Source organism: Pseudomonas baetica (assembly GCF_019733355.1).
Classification (GTDB): Bacteria; Pseudomonadota; Gammaproteobacteria; order Pseudomonadales; family Pseudomonadaceae; genus Aquipseudomonas; species Aquipseudomonas baetica_A.
The window spans coordinates 15,829-34,926 of record NZ_JAIHLQ010000053.1 but is presented as its reverse complement, the minus strand read 5'-3'; the positions used below and the strand labels follow the sequence as shown (position 1 = coordinate 34,926).

20 protein-coding genes and 1 pseudogene are annotated in these 19,098 nt (G+C 57.2%); 8 read left to right on the top strand and 13 right to left on the bottom strand.

Annotated elements, in window-relative coordinates; translation table 11 throughout:
* Window positions 1–158: 158 nt before the first annotated feature.
* From K5E40_RS30595 to K5E40_RS30575, 5 genes are all read right to left on the bottom strand, one after another.
* Entirely contained in the window at window positions 159–476 is a 318-nt protein-coding gene (locus tag K5E40_RS30595) for a hypothetical protein (protein ID WP_221733926.1), read from the bottom strand.
* Complete coding sequence (locus K5E40_RS30590; RefSeq protein WP_221733925.1) at window positions 473–3,115, bottom strand: calcium-binding protein; 2,643 nt, start codon at window positions 3,113–3,115, stop codon at window positions 473–475. Before K5E40_RS30590 ends, K5E40_RS30595 begins: the two co-directional genes overlap by 4 nt.
* Before the next feature lie 137 nt (window positions 3,116–3,252).
* Window positions 3,253–3,882 carry a LysE family translocator gene (locus tag K5E40_RS30585; protein ID WP_221733924.1) on the bottom strand — a complete coding sequence of 210 codons (630 nt, stop codon included), beginning with the start codon at window positions 3,880–3,882 and terminating at the stop codon, window positions 3,253–3,255.
* A gap of 89 nt (window positions 3,883–3,971) precedes the next feature.
* Entirely contained in the window at window positions 3,972–5,321 is a 1,350-nt protein-coding gene (locus K5E40_RS30580; protein WP_221733923.1) for an NCS2 family permease, read from the bottom strand.
* Between the two features lie 233 nt (window positions 5,322–5,554).
* A complete protein-coding gene (locus K5E40_RS30575) occupies window positions 5,555–6,001 on the bottom strand; it encodes a MarR family winged helix-turn-helix transcriptional regulator (protein ID WP_221733922.1) in 447 nt (148 codons plus the stop codon).
* Between the two features lie 82 nt (window positions 6,002–6,083).
* Here K5E40_RS30575 and K5E40_RS30570 point away from each other — a divergent pair, with 82 nt between their 5' ends.
* Window positions 6,084–7,250: a PLP-dependent aminotransferase family protein gene (locus K5E40_RS30570; RefSeq protein ID WP_221733921.1), complete on the top strand. Its 1,167-nt coding sequence runs from the start codon at window positions 6,084–6,086 to the stop codon at window positions 7,248–7,250.
* A 130-nt stretch (window positions 7,251–7,380) separates the two neighbouring features.
* On the opposite strand, the gene K5E40_RS30565 is transcribed toward K5E40_RS30570, so the two are convergent.
* From K5E40_RS30565 to K5E40_RS30545, 5 genes are all read right to left on the bottom strand, one after another.
* Complete coding sequence (locus K5E40_RS30565; RefSeq protein ID WP_221733920.1) at window positions 7,381–7,752, bottom strand: glutathione S-transferase N-terminal domain-containing protein; 372 nt, start codon at window positions 7,750–7,752, stop codon at window positions 7,381–7,383.
* Between the two features lie 101 nt (window positions 7,753–7,853).
* Window positions 7,854–8,399 carry a GTP cyclohydrolase I FolE gene (folE, locus tag K5E40_RS30560; RefSeq protein ID WP_044464392.1) on the bottom strand — a complete coding sequence of 182 codons (546 nt, stop codon included), beginning with the start codon at window positions 8,397–8,399 and terminating at the stop codon, window positions 7,854–7,856.
* A gap of 77 nt (window positions 8,400–8,476) precedes the next feature.
* Window positions 8,477–9,034, bottom strand: coding sequence for a Smr/MutS family protein (locus K5E40_RS30555; RefSeq protein ID WP_221733919.1), 558 nt, complete (start codon window positions 9,032–9,034; stop codon window positions 8,477–8,479).
* A gap of 74 nt (window positions 9,035–9,108) precedes the next feature.
* Window positions 9,109–9,429 (bottom strand): hypothetical protein, encoded by a 321-nt coding sequence (locus tag K5E40_RS30550; protein ID WP_007914024.1) that lies wholly within the window; start codon window positions 9,427–9,429, stop codon window positions 9,109–9,111.
* A gap of 131 nt (window positions 9,430–9,560) precedes the next feature.
* Window positions 9,561–10,151 carry a cysteine hydrolase family protein gene (locus tag K5E40_RS30545; protein WP_221733918.1) on the bottom strand — a complete coding sequence of 197 codons (591 nt, stop codon included), beginning with the start codon at window positions 10,149–10,151 and terminating at the stop codon, window positions 9,561–9,563.
* A 239-nt stretch (window positions 10,152–10,390) separates the two neighbouring features.
* Between K5E40_RS30545 and prmB the strand changes: the two genes are divergently transcribed.
* Window positions 10,391–11,299 carry a 50S ribosomal protein L3 N(5)-glutamine methyltransferase gene (prmB, locus tag K5E40_RS30540; protein ID WP_221733917.1) on the top strand — a complete coding sequence of 303 codons (909 nt, stop codon included), beginning with the start codon at window positions 10,391–10,393 and terminating at the stop codon, window positions 11,297–11,299.
* Window positions 11,300–11,399: 100 nt separating this feature from the next.
* Here prmB and K5E40_RS30535 read toward each other — a convergent pair whose 3' ends face one another.
* Together K5E40_RS30535 and K5E40_RS30530 are read right to left on the bottom strand one after the other, a co-directional pair.
* Complete coding sequence (locus tag K5E40_RS30535) at window positions 11,400–12,191, bottom strand: hypothetical protein (protein ID WP_221733916.1); 792 nt, start codon at window positions 12,189–12,191, stop codon at window positions 11,400–11,402.
* 99 nt (window positions 12,192–12,290) lie between these two features.
* On the bottom strand, window positions 12,291–13,244 hold the full coding sequence (locus K5E40_RS30530; RefSeq protein WP_221733915.1) for an alpha/beta hydrolase: 954 nt from the start codon (window positions 13,242–13,244) through the stop codon (window positions 12,291–12,293).
* Between the two features lie 130 nt (window positions 13,245–13,374).
* Between K5E40_RS30530 and aroC the strand changes: the two genes are divergently transcribed.
* The 5 genes and pseudogenes from aroC to K5E40_RS30510 all read left to right on the top strand — a co-directional run bounded on the left by aroC (window position 13,375) and on the right by K5E40_RS30510 (window position 16,421).
* Window positions 13,375–14,466, top strand: coding sequence for a chorismate synthase (aroC, locus tag K5E40_RS30525; protein WP_221733914.1), 1,092 nt, complete (start codon window positions 13,375–13,377; stop codon window positions 14,464–14,466).
* Between the two features lie 31 nt (window positions 14,467–14,497).
* Entirely contained in the window at window positions 14,498–15,643 is a 1,146-nt protein-coding gene (locus K5E40_RS30520) for an MFS transporter (protein ID WP_221733913.1), read from the top strand.
* Window positions 15,640–15,714, top strand: a pseudogene (locus K5E40_RS35455) (methylthioribulose-1-phosphate dehydratase); the annotation flags it as partial. The gene K5E40_RS30520 and the pseudogene K5E40_RS35455, both read left to right, overlap by 4 nt.
* Window positions 15,715–15,738: 24 nt before the next feature.
* Window positions 15,739–15,879 (top strand): hypothetical protein, encoded by a 141-nt coding sequence (locus tag K5E40_RS30515; protein ID WP_221733912.1) that lies wholly within the window; start codon window positions 15,739–15,741, stop codon window positions 15,877–15,879.
* Window positions 15,876–16,421 carry an acireductone dioxygenase gene (locus K5E40_RS30510; protein ID WP_221733911.1) on the top strand — a complete coding sequence of 182 codons (546 nt, stop codon included), beginning with the start codon at window positions 15,876–15,878 and terminating at the stop codon, window positions 16,419–16,421. The genes K5E40_RS30515 and K5E40_RS30510 overlap by 4 nt, the downstream gene beginning before the upstream one ends.
* Before the next feature lie 86 nt (window positions 16,422–16,507).
* Here K5E40_RS30510 and K5E40_RS30505 read toward each other — a convergent pair whose 3' ends face one another.
* Entirely contained in the window at window positions 16,508–16,786 is a 279-nt protein-coding gene (locus K5E40_RS30505; protein ID WP_129391315.1) for a DUF3509 domain-containing protein, read from the bottom strand.
* A 389-nt stretch (window positions 16,787–17,175) separates the two neighbouring features.
* On the opposite strand from K5E40_RS30505, the gene K5E40_RS30500 reads away from it, so the two are divergent.
* Window positions 17,176–19,014 carry a long-chain-acyl-CoA synthetase gene (locus K5E40_RS30500; RefSeq protein WP_221733910.1) on the top strand — a complete coding sequence of 613 codons (1,839 nt, stop codon included), beginning with the start codon at window positions 17,176–17,178 and terminating at the stop codon, window positions 19,012–19,014.
* The last annotated feature ends 84 nt before the right edge of the window (window positions 19,015–19,098 follow it).

Sequence of the window (19,098 nt, the reverse complement as noted above, 5' to 3'; positions counted from 1 at the left end):
CCTATAGGACAGGTGCGTCCGCAGTATGGAAATTAAGGATTAATAAGTGCTTAAAACAGGCTTATTCATCGAAAAAAGTCGATATTTCTAGAGTTTCAGCGAAGTGCTCTCTTTTTTACAGCCTGACGCCCGATTTGCTGGAAAAAGAAGGTCTTACTTCAGACCTTCCCTAGCAGACTTTCGGTCGCGGTTTGTTCAGGATAAGACGTCAACGTGGCGCAGGCCGATCTGGCGCTCAGTTGATAGGCTTCGTTTGCGGGAAGTTCAAACAGGTAAAGACCTGCTCGGTATTGCTCTGGAAGAGGTATCCGGGTTTTCCACTTGGTGAAAGCGTACATCTTATAGTTTGCAGCAACGGCGCAGGCGTCGTTTTCCAGTGTGAGATGAGCATTGAAAGCGACGCCGTCATTGAATGCTAAAACATATTTATGATCGGGATAGAGTGTCATGGTTCTTAGCGTTTTCACGCTGTTCATTGGATCGTTTCCCCCCCCCTTGCTTGCGCAAATAACTTGATTGTTAATGTCTTTTTCCCAAAGTAGTAAATCAGATCGCAACCCATTAACAGATCATGTTTTTTTGCCGATATTCTCGCCAGAAAGTGTGCTTCTGATTTAGTCAGTTCATCGCTCGCGAAGTCCAGAAAAATTCTGGTGACAGCGTCGGTGCGCTGAACTGCATAAAACCGGGTGTGTTGTTGAGTTCTTGGAATGTAATAACTGGCATCGTTGTTGTGCCGGATTATGCAATCGGATGAGTAGAGAATGACCGGACTTTGCGGTTGTCCCTTGCGGGTGATCACCACCTCGACGTCGATGGGCCTTTCGCTTTTGAGTGATTCAGGAAGCTCAGGTACCAGATAAAAGCCGTCCCCGGTAATGAAGGTGAGTTTGTTGTTCTTTAATTGGTAATCATCACCGAGCCGTTTGTAGATGTCTCGGATGACTACCTTGCTTCTGGGCCTGTCATGGAAATCGAATTTCGAAGTGATGACCAGCGCGCTCTTCTCGACGATCCAGCTTTCAATCAGATCCATTCTCCAATTCAAGACAATGACGCTTTCTTGCTCACCGTCTTCGATGATGGAAATACAGCCTGCTTCATGGGCAATGAAATACTCATCTGCCCCGGATTCACCCGATGCCGTTGCACCGTTGTGAATTAAATGAATCTGGTCGTTTCCTGCGCCAGCTCTGATGGTGTCGATGCCACGGGACTTGATGATGTTGCGTTGCGCTGTACCGGTGACAGTGCTTGCCGCATGCGCGACGGTTTCAACATTCTCGATACTTTCCAGAATGCTGTGGAGCGTATGTTTTTTTCCATCTTCGGAAGATGGATCAGGGGTGATTACCTGGAGCCTCCCCGCCACCAAGTCGATGTCATACCCGGGTTGATCCGCAGCACTAAGGTTATAAAGGCCGCCAAGGGACAAAGTGTCGTTGCCTGCACCGCCCTTCAATATCGAATAATCGCCTACCCTGGAATCATTCTTGAGCCGATCGGCTGCGCCTTCGAAGACGAACCGATCGTCTTTGTCCCCCCCTGTCAGATCTTTTCTACCGGTCTTGTAAAAAAAGGCGTTTGGTTTTTTTTCTACCCCTCGGATTGAGTCTTTACCGTCACTGATGAACCACAGGACAGCTTTGTGATCTGCCGCTGCCCCCAGTTGCGCGCCAGGAGTGGCACCGCTAACACCTTCGTGGGCGTCAATGGTGTCATCTACTCCTGTTATCTGTGGAAGATTGACGGTTTCCCACCGGTCCTGTTTAGTCCACCAGTTACGTGCCCATATCCGAGTCGGCTTGAGGTTGACCTCAAAAGCGCCATGAACGATGGCTTCGGTGGTGTCCTTCAACGCGCCATCCAGCAGTTTCTTTGCCGCGTCCTTCATTTTCCCGGAGTGCTCGACCCTGGTTTTGGCAACGGTGTAGCGATCCTGCACATCGGCGTCAGGATCCATGAAACAGAACGAGAACCAGCCTGTGCGCCAGCGCTCATTGGTGGTGAGTTCGATGTAATCGTCAATATCGTCCACCAGTCTTACGGCACCGTAAGCCTGAGCGCCAATGGCCAGAATCGCTCCTGCCGCGAGCCCGACCGGTCCTGCAAAGGAAAAGCCTGCCATCGCTGCGCTCCCGAGTATCAAGGTCATGGCAGCACTCGTTAGGCTCAAACCGGCACTGATGTAATGATCCAAGGCTTCTTTCCCGGTTGCATTGTCGGCAGCGGTCAATGATTTGACTGCGGCGTGTAAATCGAAAGGCAGCGTCAGTGCTCCCCCGATCAAGCCACCGGAACGACCCAATCTCACGGCGAATCGGGTTTTGGCGAAGTCCTTGTAGGCGAATTGGCCAACCTTGATCATCTGCGTGGCCATTTTAGTCACGGCAATGTCTACGGTTATGGAGCCCACTTCAGAGGTAATACCCGCGCTGTTGATTACGGCTTGTGCGGTGTCACTGTTTCTGACCGCATCGACCACCCCGCGCAAACCCATGAATATTCCAAAGGCTTGAATCCCGACACTTGAGCCGAGCATGCAGTCGCTCTTGATCAGAGACACCCAGTGAGGGCTGCTTTTTGACAGGTAGGCATGACGCAAATCGAGCTTTTGCGCGGAGCCTAGAAGTTTCGCAAGTGTGCTGTGATATGCGCCCTGATCAACATCGCTCGTGGGACTATTTCCAAGCATCGGCGGGGCGTCTAACGGACGCCGGCTGGCGATTTCGAACAGCAGCGACGACAACAGGTAGCCCTCCGTGACTGTTGTCGATTTCATTCGGGTTTCTATATCGGGCGAGCTGAACTGTAACGAGTTGATGAAGGAGCGCTTGGGCGTTCGAAAGAAGGTGTTCTGACCATTCAGGTGTTGGCCGCCCGTCGTTGCGCCCAAAACGTCCAGGGAAACTCGCGTGATTGAAATAGAGCCGATATGAAGTGGGCCGAACAGATCGTCGACGATTTTCAGCTGTTGTGTTTGGCGTTTGCTCGCGGTGGCGATTTCGCCTTCAAAATCGATGGTCGAAGCTGTGCGCTCATTGGCATGGAAGCCTATGTCGGTGATTACTACGGAGTCAGTTTGCTGGAACGAATCCGGTGTAAAAGTGGCCATTTGAACATCCTTGTTCTGCCAAATTATTTGTCGAATAGCGCGGTTATATTAGGTTTGGTTTTTTAGAGTTGTACATCCATGGGTTGTTGCGTTGTATTTCGCCCGACGCGGCAAGTTGAAATGGTCCTTTAAACATCTCAGTGGCTGCTGAGTAACGATACGGCTCCTGCACTACCGAACAAACCGGCACTGATCCGGTTGAACCAGCTTTGTCCTTTACCGCTGCGCAGATAGCGCGCTGCACCATGGGCACCAAGTCCGTAGGCCAGTTTGCACAGCAGATCCAGCAGGGTCCAGGTTGCAATCATCACCAGTAACTGCGGCAGGAACGGCTGTTCGGCGCTGAGGAACTGTGGCAGAAACGCGGCGAAGAACAGAATGTCTTTCGGATTACTTGCGCCCAGCACGAACGCGCGCCCGAACAGTGCGCGAAAACGTGGGACAGCTGCAGCTTGGGGCACTTCGGCGCCTGTCGAAGGCTGGCGCGACTGCTGCCAGCTCTGCCAGGCAAGATAGAACAGGTAAAATGCGCCGATGATTTTCAGGGCGCTGAACAACTGTTCCGAAGCCAATAGCAGGGCGCCCAAGCCCAGCGCCGATGCACTGAGTAAACAGATCGAAGCAATCACGCCGCCGAGAAACGCCGGGTAAGAGCGCCGCAAACCGTAATTCAGGCTGTTGCTGATCATCAGCAACGACAGTGGCCCCGGAATCAGGATCACCACCAGTGCAGCGCCGCTGAACAGCAGCCAGGTTTCCAGACTCATCACTTTCCTCCTTTTTTGTTGTACTCAAGAATGTGCAAAAGCCCCACCCGCCAGGGTGAGGCTGTTTTGAAGCCAGAACCGCTTAACGCTTACAAGAAGATGAACTTGGCGATGAAGATCGCGCAGAGCACCCACAGGCTAACGGAAATTTCCTTGTACTTGCCGGTACCGGCCTTGAGCGCCACATAAGTGATGAAGCCCAGCGCGATGCCGTCGGCGACCGAGAAGGTCAGCGGCATCATGATCGCGGTGACGATGGCAGGAATCGCGTCAGTGGCTTCGTCCCATTCGATGTGGGCCATGCCGCCCATCATCAGCATCGCAACGTAGATCAGTGCACCGGCGGTGGCGTAAGCGGGGATCATGCCAGCCAGTGGTGCGAAAAACATTGCCGCTATAAATAGCACACCTACGGTGACGGCGGTAAGACCAGTCCGACCGCCAGCGGCCACGCCGGCAGCACTTTCTACGTAACTGGTGACAGGCGGTACACCGACCACGGCACCGAAAACGCTGGAAGCACTGTCGGCTTTCATGGCGCGGGAGAGGTTTTCGATGCGCCCGTCAGCGCCGACCAGATTGGCGCGCTGGGCAACGCCCATCAGGGTACCGGCAGTGTCGAACATGTGCACAAAGAGGAAGGCCAGCACCACGCTGATCATGCTGACGTTAAACACGCCGGCAACGTTCATCGCCATGAAGGTCGGCGCCAGGCTCGGCGGGGTCGACATGATGCCCTCGTAGTGCACGATGCCCAGGCCCCAACCGGCCAGCGTCACGGTGATGATGCTGATGAGGATCGCGCCAAAAACTTTGTGATAGCTGAGGATGGCGATCATCAGGAAGCAGATGGCGGCGAGCAGCGGGCCAGGTTCACGCAGGGAACCGAGTTTGATCAGCGTGGCCGGGCTATCGACGACGATGCCTGCGGTTTTCAAGCCAATCAGGCCAAGGAAAAGACCGACCCCTGCGCCCATCGCAAAGCGCAGGCTCACTGGAATACTGTTGAGCAGCCATTCGCGAATCCGCGAGAAAGTCAGGATCATGAACAGCACACCTGAGACGAACACCGCGCCCAGCGCCGTTTCCCAGTTGTAGCCCATGGTGCCGACCACGGTGTAGGTGAAGAAAGCGTTCAGGCCCATGCCCGGCGCCAGACCCACTGGCCAGTTGGCGTAAAGGCCCATCAACAGGCAGCCCAGCGCAGCGGCGATACAGGTGGCGACGAATGCCGCGCCGTGGTCAATCCCGGCATCGGCCATGATGTTCGGGTTGACGAAGATGATGTAAGCCATCGTGATGAAGGTTGTCAGACCGGCAATCAACTCGGTCTTCACCGTGGTGCCATGCAAGCTGAGTTTAAACAGGCGCTCCAGCAGGCCATTGCGTAATGGCGGCGAGAGATCCAGCGTCGATGCTTCGGATTTGCGGCTTTCCACAGCGAGTACTCCTCAAGAGTTTTATTGTTATTTCCAGGGCCGGACCCATGAGGGGTGGCAGCGGCCCTTTGAGGCATACGCGAATTTGTTGACCATTAGGTCAGGAACTCGCACGCTGTGGATTATGCTTTTGTGTACAAATAAAGCAAATATTGTTTTTGATTTTGTTTACGAACGGTCCGACGATAGCGATATATCGCCACTCCGTGCCCTTCGCGAGCAAGCCAGACGATTCAATCGAGATGTGCCTGACTCTCACCCAAGGCCAGATTCACCGCCAACCACCCATTCACCGCTGTCTCCCCAGCCTCGGCAAACACCCGCTCCAGCAGTTTCACCTGCTCGCGGCGCAACGACTGTTCAAACTTTGCCCCTTCTGCCGTCAACTCGAGCAGGCGCTTTCGCTTGTCAGCCTGCGATGCCACGCTGTCGACCAGATGCATTTCCTGCAACTGGCGCAGCGGCATGTTCAGCGCCTGCTTGCTCACCCCAAGCAAGGCCAGCAGCTCCTTGACGCTCAAATTCGGATAACGAGCGATGAAAAACACAATCCGTTGATGCACCCGAGACAAACCACGGCGCTCAAGCATTTCGTCAGCCTTGGCGGTGAAGGCCTGATAACCGAAGAAGAACGCTTCCATGGCCTGTTGCTGACTGGCTGGGTTTTTAAGGTCAATCATGTTGACGTACTCGCTCGGGCTGTCGTAATTTCAGTCAACAAGTTTGACTCATTTTTCATACGGCTCGCTACTGGTGACCTCCATGGCTTTTTCCGAACGTGTCTCGCGCCTTAAAAGTTCTTTGATTCGTGAAATTCTCGCCGCCGCTCAGCGTCCGGAAGTGATGTCATTCGCCGGCGGCCTGCCTGCCGAGGTCATGTTGCCGAAAGTCGAGTGGGGCGACATGCCGCTGTCCCTCGGCCAATACGGTATGAGCGAGGGTGAGCCGGCATTGCGCGAAGCCCTGGCCGCACAGGCGAGGGCGCTAGGCTTGGCGTGTGAGGCGAGTCAGGTGCTGGTGGTCAGTGGCTCCCAGCAGACTCTTGATTTGGCGGCCAAGCTGTACATCGACAAGGGCACCGAGATTCTTCTGGAAGCGCCGACTTATCTGGCCGCTTTGCAGATATTCCAATTGTTTGGCGCCGAATGCCTGACCGTACCGCAGGAATCCGATGGCCCGAACCTGGCGCAATTGCGCAGTCGTCTGGAGCAACATCGTCCGGCGTTCATCTACCTGATCCCGACGTTCCAGAACCCGTCCGCCGTGCGCTACAGCGAGGCCAAACGTGCAGCCGTCGCCGCACTGCTCGATGAATTCGGCGTGACGTTGATCGAAGACGAACCCTACCGCGAACTGACGTTCGACGGCGCCAGCGCCAAGCCGATTGCCGCACGGTTGAATAAATCCAGCTGGATCTACACCGGCACGGTTTCGAAAACCTTGCTGCCCGGTTTGCGTGTCGGCTATCTGATCGCCAGCCCGGATCTGTTTGCGCATCTGCTCAAGCTCAAGCAATCGGCGGATCTGCACACTAATCGCATCGGGCAGTGGCAGGCATTGCAATGGATGGGGACTGAGCAATATCAGCAGCACTTGATTGAGTTGCGCGGCTTCTACCGAGAACGGCGCGATGCCTTTCAGTCAGCGCTGGAAACGCACTTTTCGGATCTGGCAGACTGGAACGTGCCGCAGGGTGGGCTGTTTTTCTGGTTGACGCTGAAACAGCCGCTGGACACGCGCACGTTGCTTAACGAGGCGTTGGCCAATGATGTGGCGTTTATGCCAGGTGAGCCGTTCTTTCCTGATCCCGATAAAAATCTCGGGCATTTGCGTCTTAACTTCAGCCACATTGACGCGGCGCGGCTGGATGAAGGGCTCAAGCGATTGGCGGCGGTGGTGCGTCAGGCGCAACGAGACAGGGCGGCCTGAAAATTTTTGTCTGGATTTTTGTGCTGGCTGGGCGGTCCTTTTCGCGAGCAAACCCGACCCCACAGGGGAAATACATTAAAAGATGTGCGGGCTTGCTCGCGAAGGCGTCAGTCAGAACGGCACAAAAACCTCAGGCCGCAGCAAACCGCTTATCCAGATAATCAATGATCACTTTGGATTCATACATCCAGGTCGTCTGGCCATTCTCTTCAATCCGAAGGCACGGCACCTTGATTCGGCCGCCCTGTTCCAGCAGCGTCTGACGATCCTGCTCGTTGTTCTTGGCATCCTTCAGCGCCACCGGCACATTGAGGCGACGCAACGTGCGGCGGGTCTTCACGCAAAACGGGCAGGCGTGGAACTGATACAACGTCAGGTCCTTCGCAGCCGCTTCCACCTTTGCCTGAGCGGCGGCGGGGCGGTTTTTCTTGCCAGGGCGGGTGATGAAATCGATGAAAATGATCAGTTGGCCGAGGCCAACACGAAGTGCTTTAACGAACACGTTACAAGCCTCACTGAGATATTGAAGAAGGCGCGCAGCTTACCCGATTTTTCACGGGCAAAAAAAACCGGCGATCAACGCCGGTTTTTTACTGTTGCCAATTACTTGATCAAGCTGAGGAATTCGCTGCGGGTAGCTGCGTTTTCACGGAACTCGCCGAGCATCACCGAAGTGATCATTGACGAATTCTGCTTCTCGACACCGCGCATCATCATGCACATGTGCTTGGCCTCGATCACCACGGCAACGCCCAGCGCGCCGGTGACTTGCTGCACCGCATCGGCGATCTGGCGGCTGAGGTTTTCCTGAATTTGCAGGCGACGGGCGTACATGTCGACGATCCGTGCGACCTTCGACAAACCCAGCACTTTGCCGCTCGGGATATAAGCAACATGCGCCTTGCCGATGAACGGCAGCATGTGGTGTTCGCACAACGAGTACAACTCGATGTCCTTGACCAGCACCATTTCGCTGTTATCGGAGCTGAACAGGGCACCGTTGGTGACCTCTTCTAGCGTCTGTTCATAACCGCGGCAGAGGTACTGCATGGCTTTGGCGGCACGCTTTGGCGTGTCGAGCAGGCCCTCGCGGGAAACGTCCTCGCCCAGTTGGCCGAGAATCGCGGTGTAATTCTGTTCCAGGGACATGAAACTACCTGTGGGGATTTTCGCAAAGGGCAAGGGTACGGTGGCGGACACAACCCTGCAAGTTCGGTGTAACGGGATTATTCGTCGCGACCTTCCATCATGGTGCGTTTAAGCATCACATAAACCGCGCCGGCCCCGCCGTGTCTGGCCTGGCACGAGCAGAAACCAAGCACTTGTGCGTGTTGGCGCAGCCAAGTGTTGACGTGACTTTTGATCATCGGCCGCTTGCCGTCCAGGCGCACGGCCTTGCCGTGGGTGACGCGAACGCAGCGGATTTCGAATTTGGTGGCTTCGGCAAGAAACGCCCAGAGGGTTTCCCGGGCCTTTTCCACGTTCATGCCGTGCAGGTCGAGGCTGCCCTCGAACGGAATCTGACCGACCTTGAGCTTGCGCATCTGACTTTCCTGCACCCCGTCGCGGGCCCACATCAACTCGTCTTCCGGGCCGACGTCGATCACGAACTGATCGGACAGACCATCAACGGTGGTGGTGTCGGTGCGCACGGTAGCTGACTGGCGCAATTTGGCGATCTGCGCGCGGTCAGCTTTGGGTTTGCCGGTGTCGGCGCGGTCGTGCTTGATCGGCTTGACGCCTTGGATCGCACTTTTGAACAGGGAAAAATCGTCGTCTTGCATGTCAGCCTCCGCGAAGGGCGGCCAGTTTACCCAAGTCGAAACAAAACGGCCCGGCAAAAAGCCAGGCCATCGAGTCAGTCGTGTTTTTTCATCAGGTGCGGGGACATGTTCAATTCCCGCGACTGCCGTGCGCGACGGCGGCAGCGACGCCACAGGGCGACCCCGAAATACAGAAACAGTAAACCGACTGCCAGAATGATCGCGGAGCCCATTGGCGTGGCGTTCAAGTCGCCGAGCGCTGGCGGGCGCCCCAGCAGGCTGGCGGCCCCGGCCATTGCCAGCAGCACGCCGAACGTGGCCAGAATGGCTGCAATCGCCGCGCCGAATCGAAAACGCCAGTTGCTTTGGCCTTTGGGCCGCAAGCGGCGTGCGTCAAATCCATCGGATAACTTCATTCCGACCTTCCTCAATGGGTATCGGCCCTTCGACCGGGAGTTGACCAGGTTGTTCCTGAGGCTATGGCATTTGCGTCAAATGAGAGGCTTTTGTGGATGAGCGGCGGTGTGAGCCGCTCATCAGGGCGCGATCAGATGAGATCTTGTGTTTTGGCGAGGGTGGCAAAGTTGTCGGCCATGATCGCCATTTCTGCTTCTTGTACCACTTCGGCGCTGAGTACCCGGCCTTTGAACGGCAGGTCACGGGTGGCGCAAGCATCTTCAACGAGCGTGCAGCGGAAACCCAGGTTTTTCGCCGCGCGCACAGTGGTGCTGACGCTGGAGTGGCTCATGAAGCCGCAGACGATCAGGTCCAGCGAGCCCAGGTTTTGCAGGCGATCGAGCAGCTCGGTGCCATGGAAGGCGCTCGGCAACAGTTTGCCGATGATGGTTTCATCGCCCTGCGGTTCGAGGCCGGGGATGAATTCGCCGCGTTCGCCCTGTGGGTCGAACAGGCCACCGACGGTGCCGAGATGACGCACATGCACGATCGGCCGACCGGCTGCACGGGCCGCAGCGACCACTTGTTTGATGTTCGCGACGGCCGCATCCATGCCGCTCAGGGCCAGTGGGCCACTGAGATATTCTTTCTGGGCATCGATGATGACCACGGTGGCATGGCTCAGCGTGGCCGCTGCGTAACCGCGACCGCTGAGTTGAAACATCGTTTTTGGAACGGACATTCTGGGGCTCCTTGGGGTGGGGCTTTTGCGACATTGTCCTCTGGCTGAGCGGTTCTGTGAATCGCTACCATCGTAGGCACCGTCGTTGCTGGCTTGCAGCCTTGTCAAGTTACACGTTCTGTTCAATAGCTGATGCAAAAAACAGAAAGCCCCTACCGTCGTGGCGGGATTTTTCCTGCGTCGTCGTGGCGCGTTTTGGCTGTTAGAATCGCCAGTCGTTTTTTCTGGAGTTCTGCCCCGTGATCACTTCCCGACTTCGTACCCTGCGCGACCACATCCGTTGGGCCGTCAGCCGCTTCCATGGGGAGGATCTGTTTTTCGGCCATGGCACCGACAATGCCTGGGACGAAGCCCGGCAACTGGTGCTGGGGGCATTGCATCTGCCGTGGGAAATCGCCGACAGCTATCTCGATTGCGCACTGGAAGATGACGAACTGGTCAATCTGCAACGCCTGCTCAAGCGTCGCATCGAAGAGCGTATTCCGACCGCTTACCTGTTGGGTGAGGCGTGGTTCTGCAGCATGTCGTTTATCGTCGACGAACGTGTATTGATCCCGCGTTCGCCGATTGGTGAGCTGATCGAAAACCATTTTGCGCCATGGATTGGCAATGACCCTGCGCGAATTCTTGATCTGTGCACCGGTTCCGGTTGCATCGGCATTGCCTGCGCCTATGAGTTCCAGAACGCCGAAGTGGTGCTGGCGGATCTGTCGTTCGAAGCGCTGGAAGTGGCCAATCAGAACATCGAGCGACATGGCGTCGATGAGCGCGTCTACACCGTGCAGGGCGATGGTTTCGAGGGGCTGTCGGGTCAGCGTTTCGACCTGATCGTGTCGAACCCGCCTTACGTCGATGCGCAAGATTTCGCCGACATGCCGGACGAATATCAGCACGAGCCGGAGCTGGCCCTGGCGTGCGGTGATGATGGTCTGAACCTGGTCCGGCGGATGCTCGCCGAAGCGGCGGATCACCTGACCGAGAAGGGCTTGCTGATTGTCGAAGTGGGTAACAGCCAGGTTCACGTCGAAGCGTTGTACCCGGAAGTCGACTTCGCTTGGCTCGAGTTCGAGCGCGGTGGGCATGGCGTGTTCATGTTGACGGCGCAGCAGTGCCGCGATCATCAAGCGCTATTTGCTTCTCGCGTCTGACCCCTGAACGCTTCGCGAGCAGGCTCGCTCCCACCTTTGGAATGCATGTTCCTGTGAGAGCGAGCCTGCTCGCGAATGGCAGCGCCGCAGTTTCAAGTCATCAGCGGTGCGTAGCAATCCAGATCAACAACCCCGCCTGAAACACCGCAAACGCCACCAGGCAAGTAATAGTGAAGCGCAACCCGGCGTCTTCGCGCTTGAACTTGCTGACCTTTTCTTCCTGCTTCTGGAGCTTCACTTCCTGCTCGGCCAGATTCTGTTCGGCCTGCTGAAGCATTTGCGCGGCTTCAAGAATCTCGACGATCTGCAGCTTTTCGCTGTTCCAGTCGCCAATCAAATCGCCGACCTGAGCATCCTTGATGCTGCCCTTCAAATGTTGGGCGTCGGCGTAGACCACATCAAATCCGTGCACCCGCAGAAAATGATCGCGCCGCAGTCGAGTGTCTTCGTTCAGCGCGTCCTTGTTGTTCAAGTCCATGCCGTCGACGGTGTAGGCGGGCCAGCGTTTTTTCGCCCAAGTAATACCATGCGCGGCCATGAAGCGGCCGATGCCACGGTTTAACGGTTCAATCTGCAAGGCGCTGTCCGGGCCGAAACTCACACGTTTGGTGGTGTGATTGACCCACACATCGAGATGATTCTGCTCTTTGCGAACACGCTGGCTCGGCAGCTTGATTGCCATGCGCATCAGGCTGTGTTCTTTGCTATTGCGCTCGGCATAGCCGAATTCGACAAAACGCAATGGCCGGCCGCCGGTGTGGCGGTCGGTCTTCAACGGGGCCAGGCGGAGCATCTTGTGGTGCTCGACGTGGACATCCGCCCACGGCAGCTCGACCGCTGGCGGTGCGTCTTTTTCAGCGGTGGTGTCGGGTGAAGTCTGGGTATCAGTCATAACGGCGAGATCCTGTCCAAGCCCTGCTTGCCGCCAGCCAGTGCGCTGGCGACAAAGGCTTATCGGCCGTTTCTTACAACACTAGAGGGCAAACAGCGCTTATCGGGTGCGAATTCCGTCAATAAAATCGATGATTTTCGAACCGAGTTCCGCTGCCAAAGGCAAATTCGGGTCCTTGTAGGAGGCCAGTTGCCGCTTCACGTCGTTAGGCACGATGCGCATGACGTGGTTCATGCCTTCGATCACCACCAGTTCGGCGTCCGGTTTGGCGGCTTTGAGCAGCTTTGCATCATGGACACCCACTTGAATGTCGTTGCTGCCCTGAACGATCAGGGCCGGCATCTTCAGTTGAGCGAAAGCTGCGGCCGGATCCTGTCGGAATAACGAGATCAGGTACGGCTGCACGCTTGGCCGGAAAATCACCTGCAACGGCCCCGGCACATTGTCGTCGGTGCGGCCGGCCTTGAGGCTGTCGAGCAACTCGTTGCTGCGCAACATCAGCGGCGGTGGCAGGCTGCGCGCCAGTTGCTCACGGATTACCTGATCGACCGGTCGCGCGCTGCCAGACAGGGAAATCACCGCCGCCGCATCCAGCTTCGGCGCGGCAAGGCTGGCAATCAGTGCGCCTTCACTGTGGCCAAGCAGGATGAGCTTGCCAAAACGCGGGTCGGTCTTGAGCTTCTGCCCCCACGCCACGGCGTCTGCCGCGTAGGCCTCCACCGACAGATTGCGCTCGTCCGGCGTGGCCGCAAGGCTGGCGGCCACGCCGCGTTTGTCGTAGCGCACACTGGCAATGTGGTGTTTAGCCAGCACCCAGGCCAGCCGTTTAAGGCTGTCATTGCGCCCGCCGTCGGGGTTGTTTCCGTCGCGATCCGTAGGCCCAGAGCCTGAAATGATCAGGACAACCGGCACAGGGTTGTCGGACTTTGGCAGCAACAGCGAACCGAAAAGCTCGCCGCTCCCCGTATCCAAAGTTACCGGGCGTTGTAGGACCGTCGCTTGGGCAAAGCCCGTAAACAGGGTAAGACTCAAAATCAAAACTCGCAGCATCATCACGCCATCATTCGCCAAGGTGCCGGTTGGACTCACCAACACCGCTAAGGTTCGAGGATGAACTAGTCGGTTAGCCTGCGTATACTGGCGCGCATTACGAATTTGGGTTTGATTTCACGGAGCGTCCTGCATGTCCGGCAATACCTACGGCAAGTTGTTCACTGTCACCACCGCTGGCGAAAGCCATGGTCCGGCGTTGGTCGCCATTGTCGACGGCTGCCCGCCGGGCCTGGAAATTTCCCTCGAGGACTTGCAGCGCGACCTCGACCGCCGCAAGCCCGGCACCAGTCGACATACCACCCAGCGCCAGGAAGCCGATGAAGTCGAAATCCTCTCCGGCGTGTTCGAAGGCCGCACTACCGGCTGCTCCATTGGTCTGCTGATCCGCAACACTGACCAGAAGTCCAAGGACTACTCGGCAATCAAGGACCTGTTCCGCCCGGCCCACGCCGACTACACCTACCACCACAAATACGGCGAGCGCGATTATCGTGGCGGCGGCCGTAGCTCGGCGCGGGAAACCGCCATGCGCGTGGCGGCAGGTGCAATCGCCAAGAAGTTCCTGGCCGCTCAGGGCATCGTCATCCGCGGCTACATGAGCCAGCTCGGCCCGATCGAAATCCCGTTCAAGACCTGGGATTCGGTTGAAGAAAACGCGTTCTTCTGCCCGGATCCGGACAAAGTCCCGGAGCTGGAAGCCTATATGGATCAATTACGCCGTGATCAGGATTCGGTCGGGGCGAAGATCACCGTGGTCGCCGAAGGCGTCATGCCGGGTCTGGGCGAGCCGATTTTCGACCGTCTCGACGCCGAACTGGCGCACGCGCTGATGAGCATCAACGCGGTGAAGGGCGTGGAAATCGGCGCTGGTTTCGCCTGCGTTGCCCAGCGTGGTACCGAGCATCGCGATGAAATGACTCCGCAAGGTTTCCTCAGCAATAACGCCGGCGGCATTCTCGGCGGCATCTCGTCCGGTCAGCCGATCGTTGCCCATCTGGCGCTCAAACCAACGTCGAGCATCACCACCCCGGGCCGTTCGATTGACGTCGAAGGCAACGCGGTCGACGTGATCACCAAAGGTCGACACGACCCCTGCGTGGGCATCCGCGCCACACCGATTGCCGAAGCGATGATGGCCATCGTGCTGATGGATCACCTGCTGCGCCACCGTGGGCAGAACGCCGATGTGCGCGTGAGCACCCCGGTGCTGGGTCAGCTTTAATGGGCGACCACAAAGCCGTCGCGGTCTGACCGTGGCGGCGCTCCCTTACTGGCGGCTGTCCAGTTTCTATCTGTTCTATTTCGCCTTGCTCGGCTCGACGGCGCCGTTTCTGGCGTTGTACTTCGATCACCTCGGATTTAGCGCCGCGCGCATTGGCGAGCTGGTCGCCATCCCGATGTTGATGCGCTGCGTGGCGCCTAACATCTGGGGCTGGCTTGGCGATTACACCGGCAGACGCCTGGCCATCGTGCGCTTCGGCGCGGTGTGTACGCTGCTGACCTTCTCGTTGATATTCGTCAGCAAAACCTACGCCTGGCTGGCGATGGTCATGGCGTTGCATGCATTCTTCTGGCACGCGGTGTTGCCGCAGTTCGAAGTCATTACGCTGGCGCATTTGCAGGGGCAGACCTCCCGTTACAGCCAGATTCGCTTGTGGGGCTCGATCGGCTTCATCATCACCGTGGTTGTGTTGGGGCGCCTGTTCGAATGGCTTAGCCTGGATATCTACCCGGCAGCGCTGGTGCTGATCATGGCGGGGATCGTGCTCAGCAGTTTGTGGGTACCGAACGCGCAACCGGCGCAGGGCAACCGGCCGACCGGTGAAGGTTTTCTCAAGCAACTGCGCAGTCCCGGCGTGCTGACGTTTTACGGCAGCGTGGCGCTGATGCAGATGAGCCACGGCCCGTACTACACGTTTTTGACGTTGCACCTTGAGCGACTCGGCTACAGTCGCGGCGTGATCGGCATGCTCTGGGCCGTCGGTGTAGTCGCTGAAGTGCTGATGTTCATGGCCATGAGCCGGATTCTTTCGCGCTTCTCCCTGTGCAGAGTCTTGATAGCGAGTTTTCTGCTGGCGGCGCTGCGCTGGGTGCTGCTAGGTTCGTTCGCCGAGTTTCTCTGGGTGCTGTTGTTGGCGCAGGTGCTGCACGCGGCGACCTTCGGCAGTTTTCACGCCGCTGCCATCGCGTTCGTGCAACGTAGCTTCGGCGCGCGCCAGCAAGGACAGGGCCAAGCGTTGTACGCCGCGCTGGCCGGCACCGGAGGCGCGCTCGGCGCACTGTATGCCGGTTACAGCTGGAATACCCTCGGCCCGGCATTGACCTTTAGTATTGCCAGTCTCGCGGCGCTCGCGGCTGCCGTTATCATTGCCACACGCATGCAAGAGGACAGCCTGTGAGCCTTGCGCGTGAACAACTCGCCCGGCCAATCGTCGACGCCGGGTGTTTTCTTTATGGTCGAGGCTGGTCTCAGTGGTATCTGAATTTTGTTTGAATGCGAGTTGAAGACCCGCAACGTCATGAACCGCCAAGGCTGACTTCGCCAGAAGTCGCCCATTTACCTGATGAATTGCTGTGCCCGACCGGTCTGAAAGAGCCGGACGGCAAGGCCGATACCGAGGAATTGCCCCAATGAGCAGCCTGTCCGTTTATCACGTCTCAAGCCCCGACATCCCGAACAAGGTGTTGACGCATCTCGAAGACATCGCCGCGACTCTGGCCGAGCAGGGCGTGCGTTTCGACCGCTGGCAAGCCGCCGCGAAGATCCAGCCCGGTGCAAGCCAGGAAGAAGTGATCAGCGCGTACCAAGAGCAGATCGACAAACTGATGACCGAGCGCGGTTACATCACGGTCGATGTGATCAGCCTCAATAGTGATCACCCACAGAAAGCCGAACTGCGCGCCAAGTTCCTTGAAGAACACTGCCATGGCGAAGACGAAGTCCGTTTTTTCGTCGCCGGTCGTGGGCTGTTTACCCTGCACATCGACGATTACGTTTACGCCGTACTCTGCGAAAAAAACGACCTGATCTCGGTGCCGGCCGGCACTAAACACTGGTTCGACATGGGTGAACATCCGCACTTCGTGGCGATCCGTCTGTTCAACAACCCCGAAGGCTGGGTCGCCAACTTCACTGGCGAAGATATCGCCGGCCGCTTCCCGCGTCTTGAGGACTGAGCCGTAGACGATAAACGTCATCCATAAAAAAACAGGCCGTGAAGCGCATCCTTCACGGCCTGTTTTGTTTTACGGGGTCAAATCAATTACAGCGAGTGATACGTCGGCAGGGCAAAACGCTGCTGGCTCTGCAGCATTGCGATTTGTGGCAGTTCGCTGGCCTGTTCAGCCAGATCACGACGAATTGCGCTGATCGCCCACGACAATTGGTCGCCGGCATGCAGTTGCTGATACGTCAGCGCACGCTTGAACACTTTGCCGTCGCTGCTGCGCAGAGTCAGCAGGATCCCGCCATCGGGACGTGGCGCAGTGGTGACTTCGAAGTTGGAGAACAGGGAGGTAAATTTTTCTTGGATCAGGCTCATGTTTTTCAGCTCCGTATGCACTTGAATGGCAAGCATGCAGAGGAGGTTGCAGTGATTGTGCCAGCATGGATTTTTTTAAAAATACTTATAAATCAATAGTTTATAAAATCGTGAATTTAAACGCGTCGTGCAATCTGCATGAACGGCCATCGTGCATCCTGCATTTTGCGGGATCGCTTGCGAATAAACGGAACCAAATCGCGCCCACAGGATCGTTGCTGCTGGCCAAGGTCCTGCGGATACAAAACATTGCAAAAACCGCGTGTACAGCTTGAGAAGCGCTGGCGTACTTTCGCTCTCGACCTTCGCCTGAAAGTGCCGGTCGCAGCCACCGATTGCCCGAAAAATAAGAATGCCGGCCAGCAAACCAGGGCCGAACGGGAGCTTCCATGAGTCACGCGCCAAGCGACACGATTACCTGGGGCATGATGCTCCGCAAACTGCCGATGATTGCCAAAGCCATTCCGCGAGTGGTCAAAGGCATGAAGGTGGCCAACGTCAAGGATCCGACCCAAAGCTGTGGCCTTGGCTGGACGTTCGAACAAGCGGCTCTGCGTAATCCCGATGGCCTGGCGTTATTGCAGGGCGATGTCTTGCTGACCTATTCGCAGGTCAACCAGTGGGCCAATCGCATCGCCCACTATCTGAACGGGCAGGGGATCGGCAAGGGTGATGTGGTGGCGGTGTTCATTGAAAACCGTCCGGAACTACTGGTAACGATTCTGGCATTGGCCAAGGTCGGCGCCGTCAGCGCACTGCTCAATACCTCGCAGACCCGCGATACGCTGATCCACAGTGTGAATCTGGTGGCGCCGGTGGCGATTGTGGTCGGTGAAGAGTTGGTGCCGGCGTTTGCCGCGGTACGTGATCAAGTGACGATTACGCCAGAGCGCACCTGGTTCGTGGCGGACCATGACACTTACAGCCATCCGGGCATTGCGCCCGAGGGTTACGTCAACCTGATCAGCGCCAGTGTCGACGCTCGCAGCGATAATCCCCCGAGCAGCCAGCAGGTGTTTTTCGACGATCCGTGTTTCTACATCTACACCTCTGGCACCACTGGCCTGCCCAAGGCCGGTGTGTTCAAGCACGGTCGCTGGATGCGCAGTTCGGCCAGCTTCGGCATGATCGCCCTCGACATGGGCCCCGACGATGTCGTCTATTGCACCTTGCCGCTCTATCACGCGACCGGCCTCTGCGTGTGCTGGGGCTCGGCGATCAACGGCGCATCGGGTTTCGCCATCCGCCGCAAATTCAGCGCCAGTCAGTTCTGGAATGACGTGCGCCGCTATCGCGCCACCACCATCGGGTACGTCGGCGAGTTATGCCGTTATCTGGTCGATCAACCGGCCAGCGTCGATGACAATCGTCACGACGTGCGCAAGATGATCGGCAACGGCTTGCGTCCAGGCGCGTGGGCTGAGTTCAAGACGCGGTTCGCGGTCGATCATATCTGTGAGCTGTACGCCGCGAGCGACGGCAATATCGGTTTTACCAACATCCTCAACTTCGACAACACCATCGGGTTTTCGCTGATGGCCTGGGAATTGGTGGCCTACGATCATGACAGCGGCGAGCCGATTCGCAGCGACGACGGTTTCATGCGCAAGGTCGGTAAGGGCGAGCAAGGTTTGCTGCTGGCGCGAATCGACGAGAAGGCGCCGCTGGACGGCTACACCGATCCGCAGAAGACCGCCAAAGTCGTGCTGCACGATGTGTTCACCAAGGGCGATCGCTTCTTCAACACCGGTGATCTGTTGCGCAACATCGGTTTTGGTCATGCCCAGTTTGTTGATCGCCTCGGCGATACCTATCGATGGAAAGGTGAAAACGTCTCCACCACCGAAGTTGAAAACCTGTTGCTGCAACATCCGCACATCTCTGAGGCCGTGGCCTACGGCGTGGAAATCCGCAACACCAACGGACGCGCCGGAATGGCGGCGATCACACCTGCCGAATCCCTCGCCACCCTGGACTTCGCTGAACTGCTGACGTTCGCCCGGCAACGCATGCCGGCCTACGCCGTGCCTCTGTTCCTGCGGGTGAAAGTGAAAATGGAAACCACCGGCACCTTCAAATACCAGAAAACGCGGTTGAAAAACGAAGGCTTCGACCCGGGCCTGACCGGTGATGACCCGATCTTCGCTTGGCTGCCTGGCACGCAGACGTATGTGCAGGTGACCGATCAAGTGCTGGCCGACATTCATCAGGGCAAATACCGCTATTGATTCTGGCTATAGCCGATCTTGAGAAAAAGGGGGTGACAGCTATCGCCTCGCTCGGGAAACTGTCGGCTTTGCGATTAACCGAAA

Bases quoted from the DNA above. Each gene is read 5' to 3' on its own strand.
- K5E40_RS30595 (WP_221733926.1), bottom strand. From the start codon at position 476: ATGAACAGCGTGAAAACGCTAAGAACCATGACACTCTATCCCGATCAT.
- K5E40_RS30590 (WP_221733925.1), bottom strand. From the start codon at position 3,115: ATGGCCACTTTTACACCGGATTCGTTCCAGCAAACTGACTCCGTAGTA.
- K5E40_RS30585 (WP_221733924.1), bottom strand. From the start codon at position 3,882: ATGAGTCTGGAAACCTGGCTGCTGTTCAGCGGCGCTGCACTGGTGGTG.
- K5E40_RS30575 (WP_221733922.1), bottom strand. From the start codon at position 6,001: ATGATTGACCTTAAAAACCCAGCCAGTCAGCAACAGGCCATGGAAGCG.
- K5E40_RS30570 (WP_221733921.1), top strand. From the start codon at position 6,084: ATGGCTTTTTCCGAACGTGTCTCGCGCCTTAAAAGTTCTTTGATTCGT.
- folE (WP_044464392.1), bottom strand. From the start codon at position 8,399: ATGTCCCTGGAACAGAATTACACCGCGATTCTCGGCCAACTGGGCGAG.
- K5E40_RS30555 (WP_221733919.1), bottom strand. From the start codon at position 9,034: ATGCAAGACGACGATTTTTCCCTGTTCAAAAGTGCGATCCAAGGCGTC.
- K5E40_RS30550 (WP_007914024.1), bottom strand. From the start codon at position 9,429: ATGAAGTTATCCGATGGATTTGACGCACGCCGCTTGCGGCCCAAAGGC.
- K5E40_RS30545 (WP_221733918.1), bottom strand. From the start codon at position 10,151: ATGTCCGTTCCAAAAACGATGTTTCAACTCAGCGGTCGCGGTTACGCA.
- K5E40_RS30535 (WP_221733916.1), bottom strand. From the start codon at position 12,191: ATGACTGATACCCAGACTTCACCCGACACCACCGCTGAAAAAGACGCA.
- K5E40_RS30530 (WP_221733915.1), bottom strand. From the start codon at position 13,244: ATGATGCTGCGAGTTTTGATTTTGAGTCTTACCCTGTTTACGGGCTTT.
- aroC (WP_221733914.1), top strand. From the start codon at position 13,375: ATGTCCGGCAATACCTACGGCAAGTTGTTCACTGTCACCACCGCTGGC.
- K5E40_RS30515 (WP_221733912.1), top strand. From the start codon at position 15,739: ATGCGAGTTGAAGACCCGCAACGTCATGAACCGCCAAGGCTGACTTCG.
- K5E40_RS30510 (WP_221733911.1), top strand. From the start codon at position 15,876: ATGAGCAGCCTGTCCGTTTATCACGTCTCAAGCCCCGACATCCCGAAC.
- K5E40_RS30505 (WP_129391315.1), bottom strand. From the start codon at position 16,786: ATGAGCCTGATCCAAGAAAAATTTACCTCCCTGTTCTCCAACTTCGAA.
- K5E40_RS30500 (WP_221733910.1), top strand. From the start codon at position 17,176: ATGAGTCACGCGCCAAGCGACACGATTACCTGGGGCATGATGCTCCGC.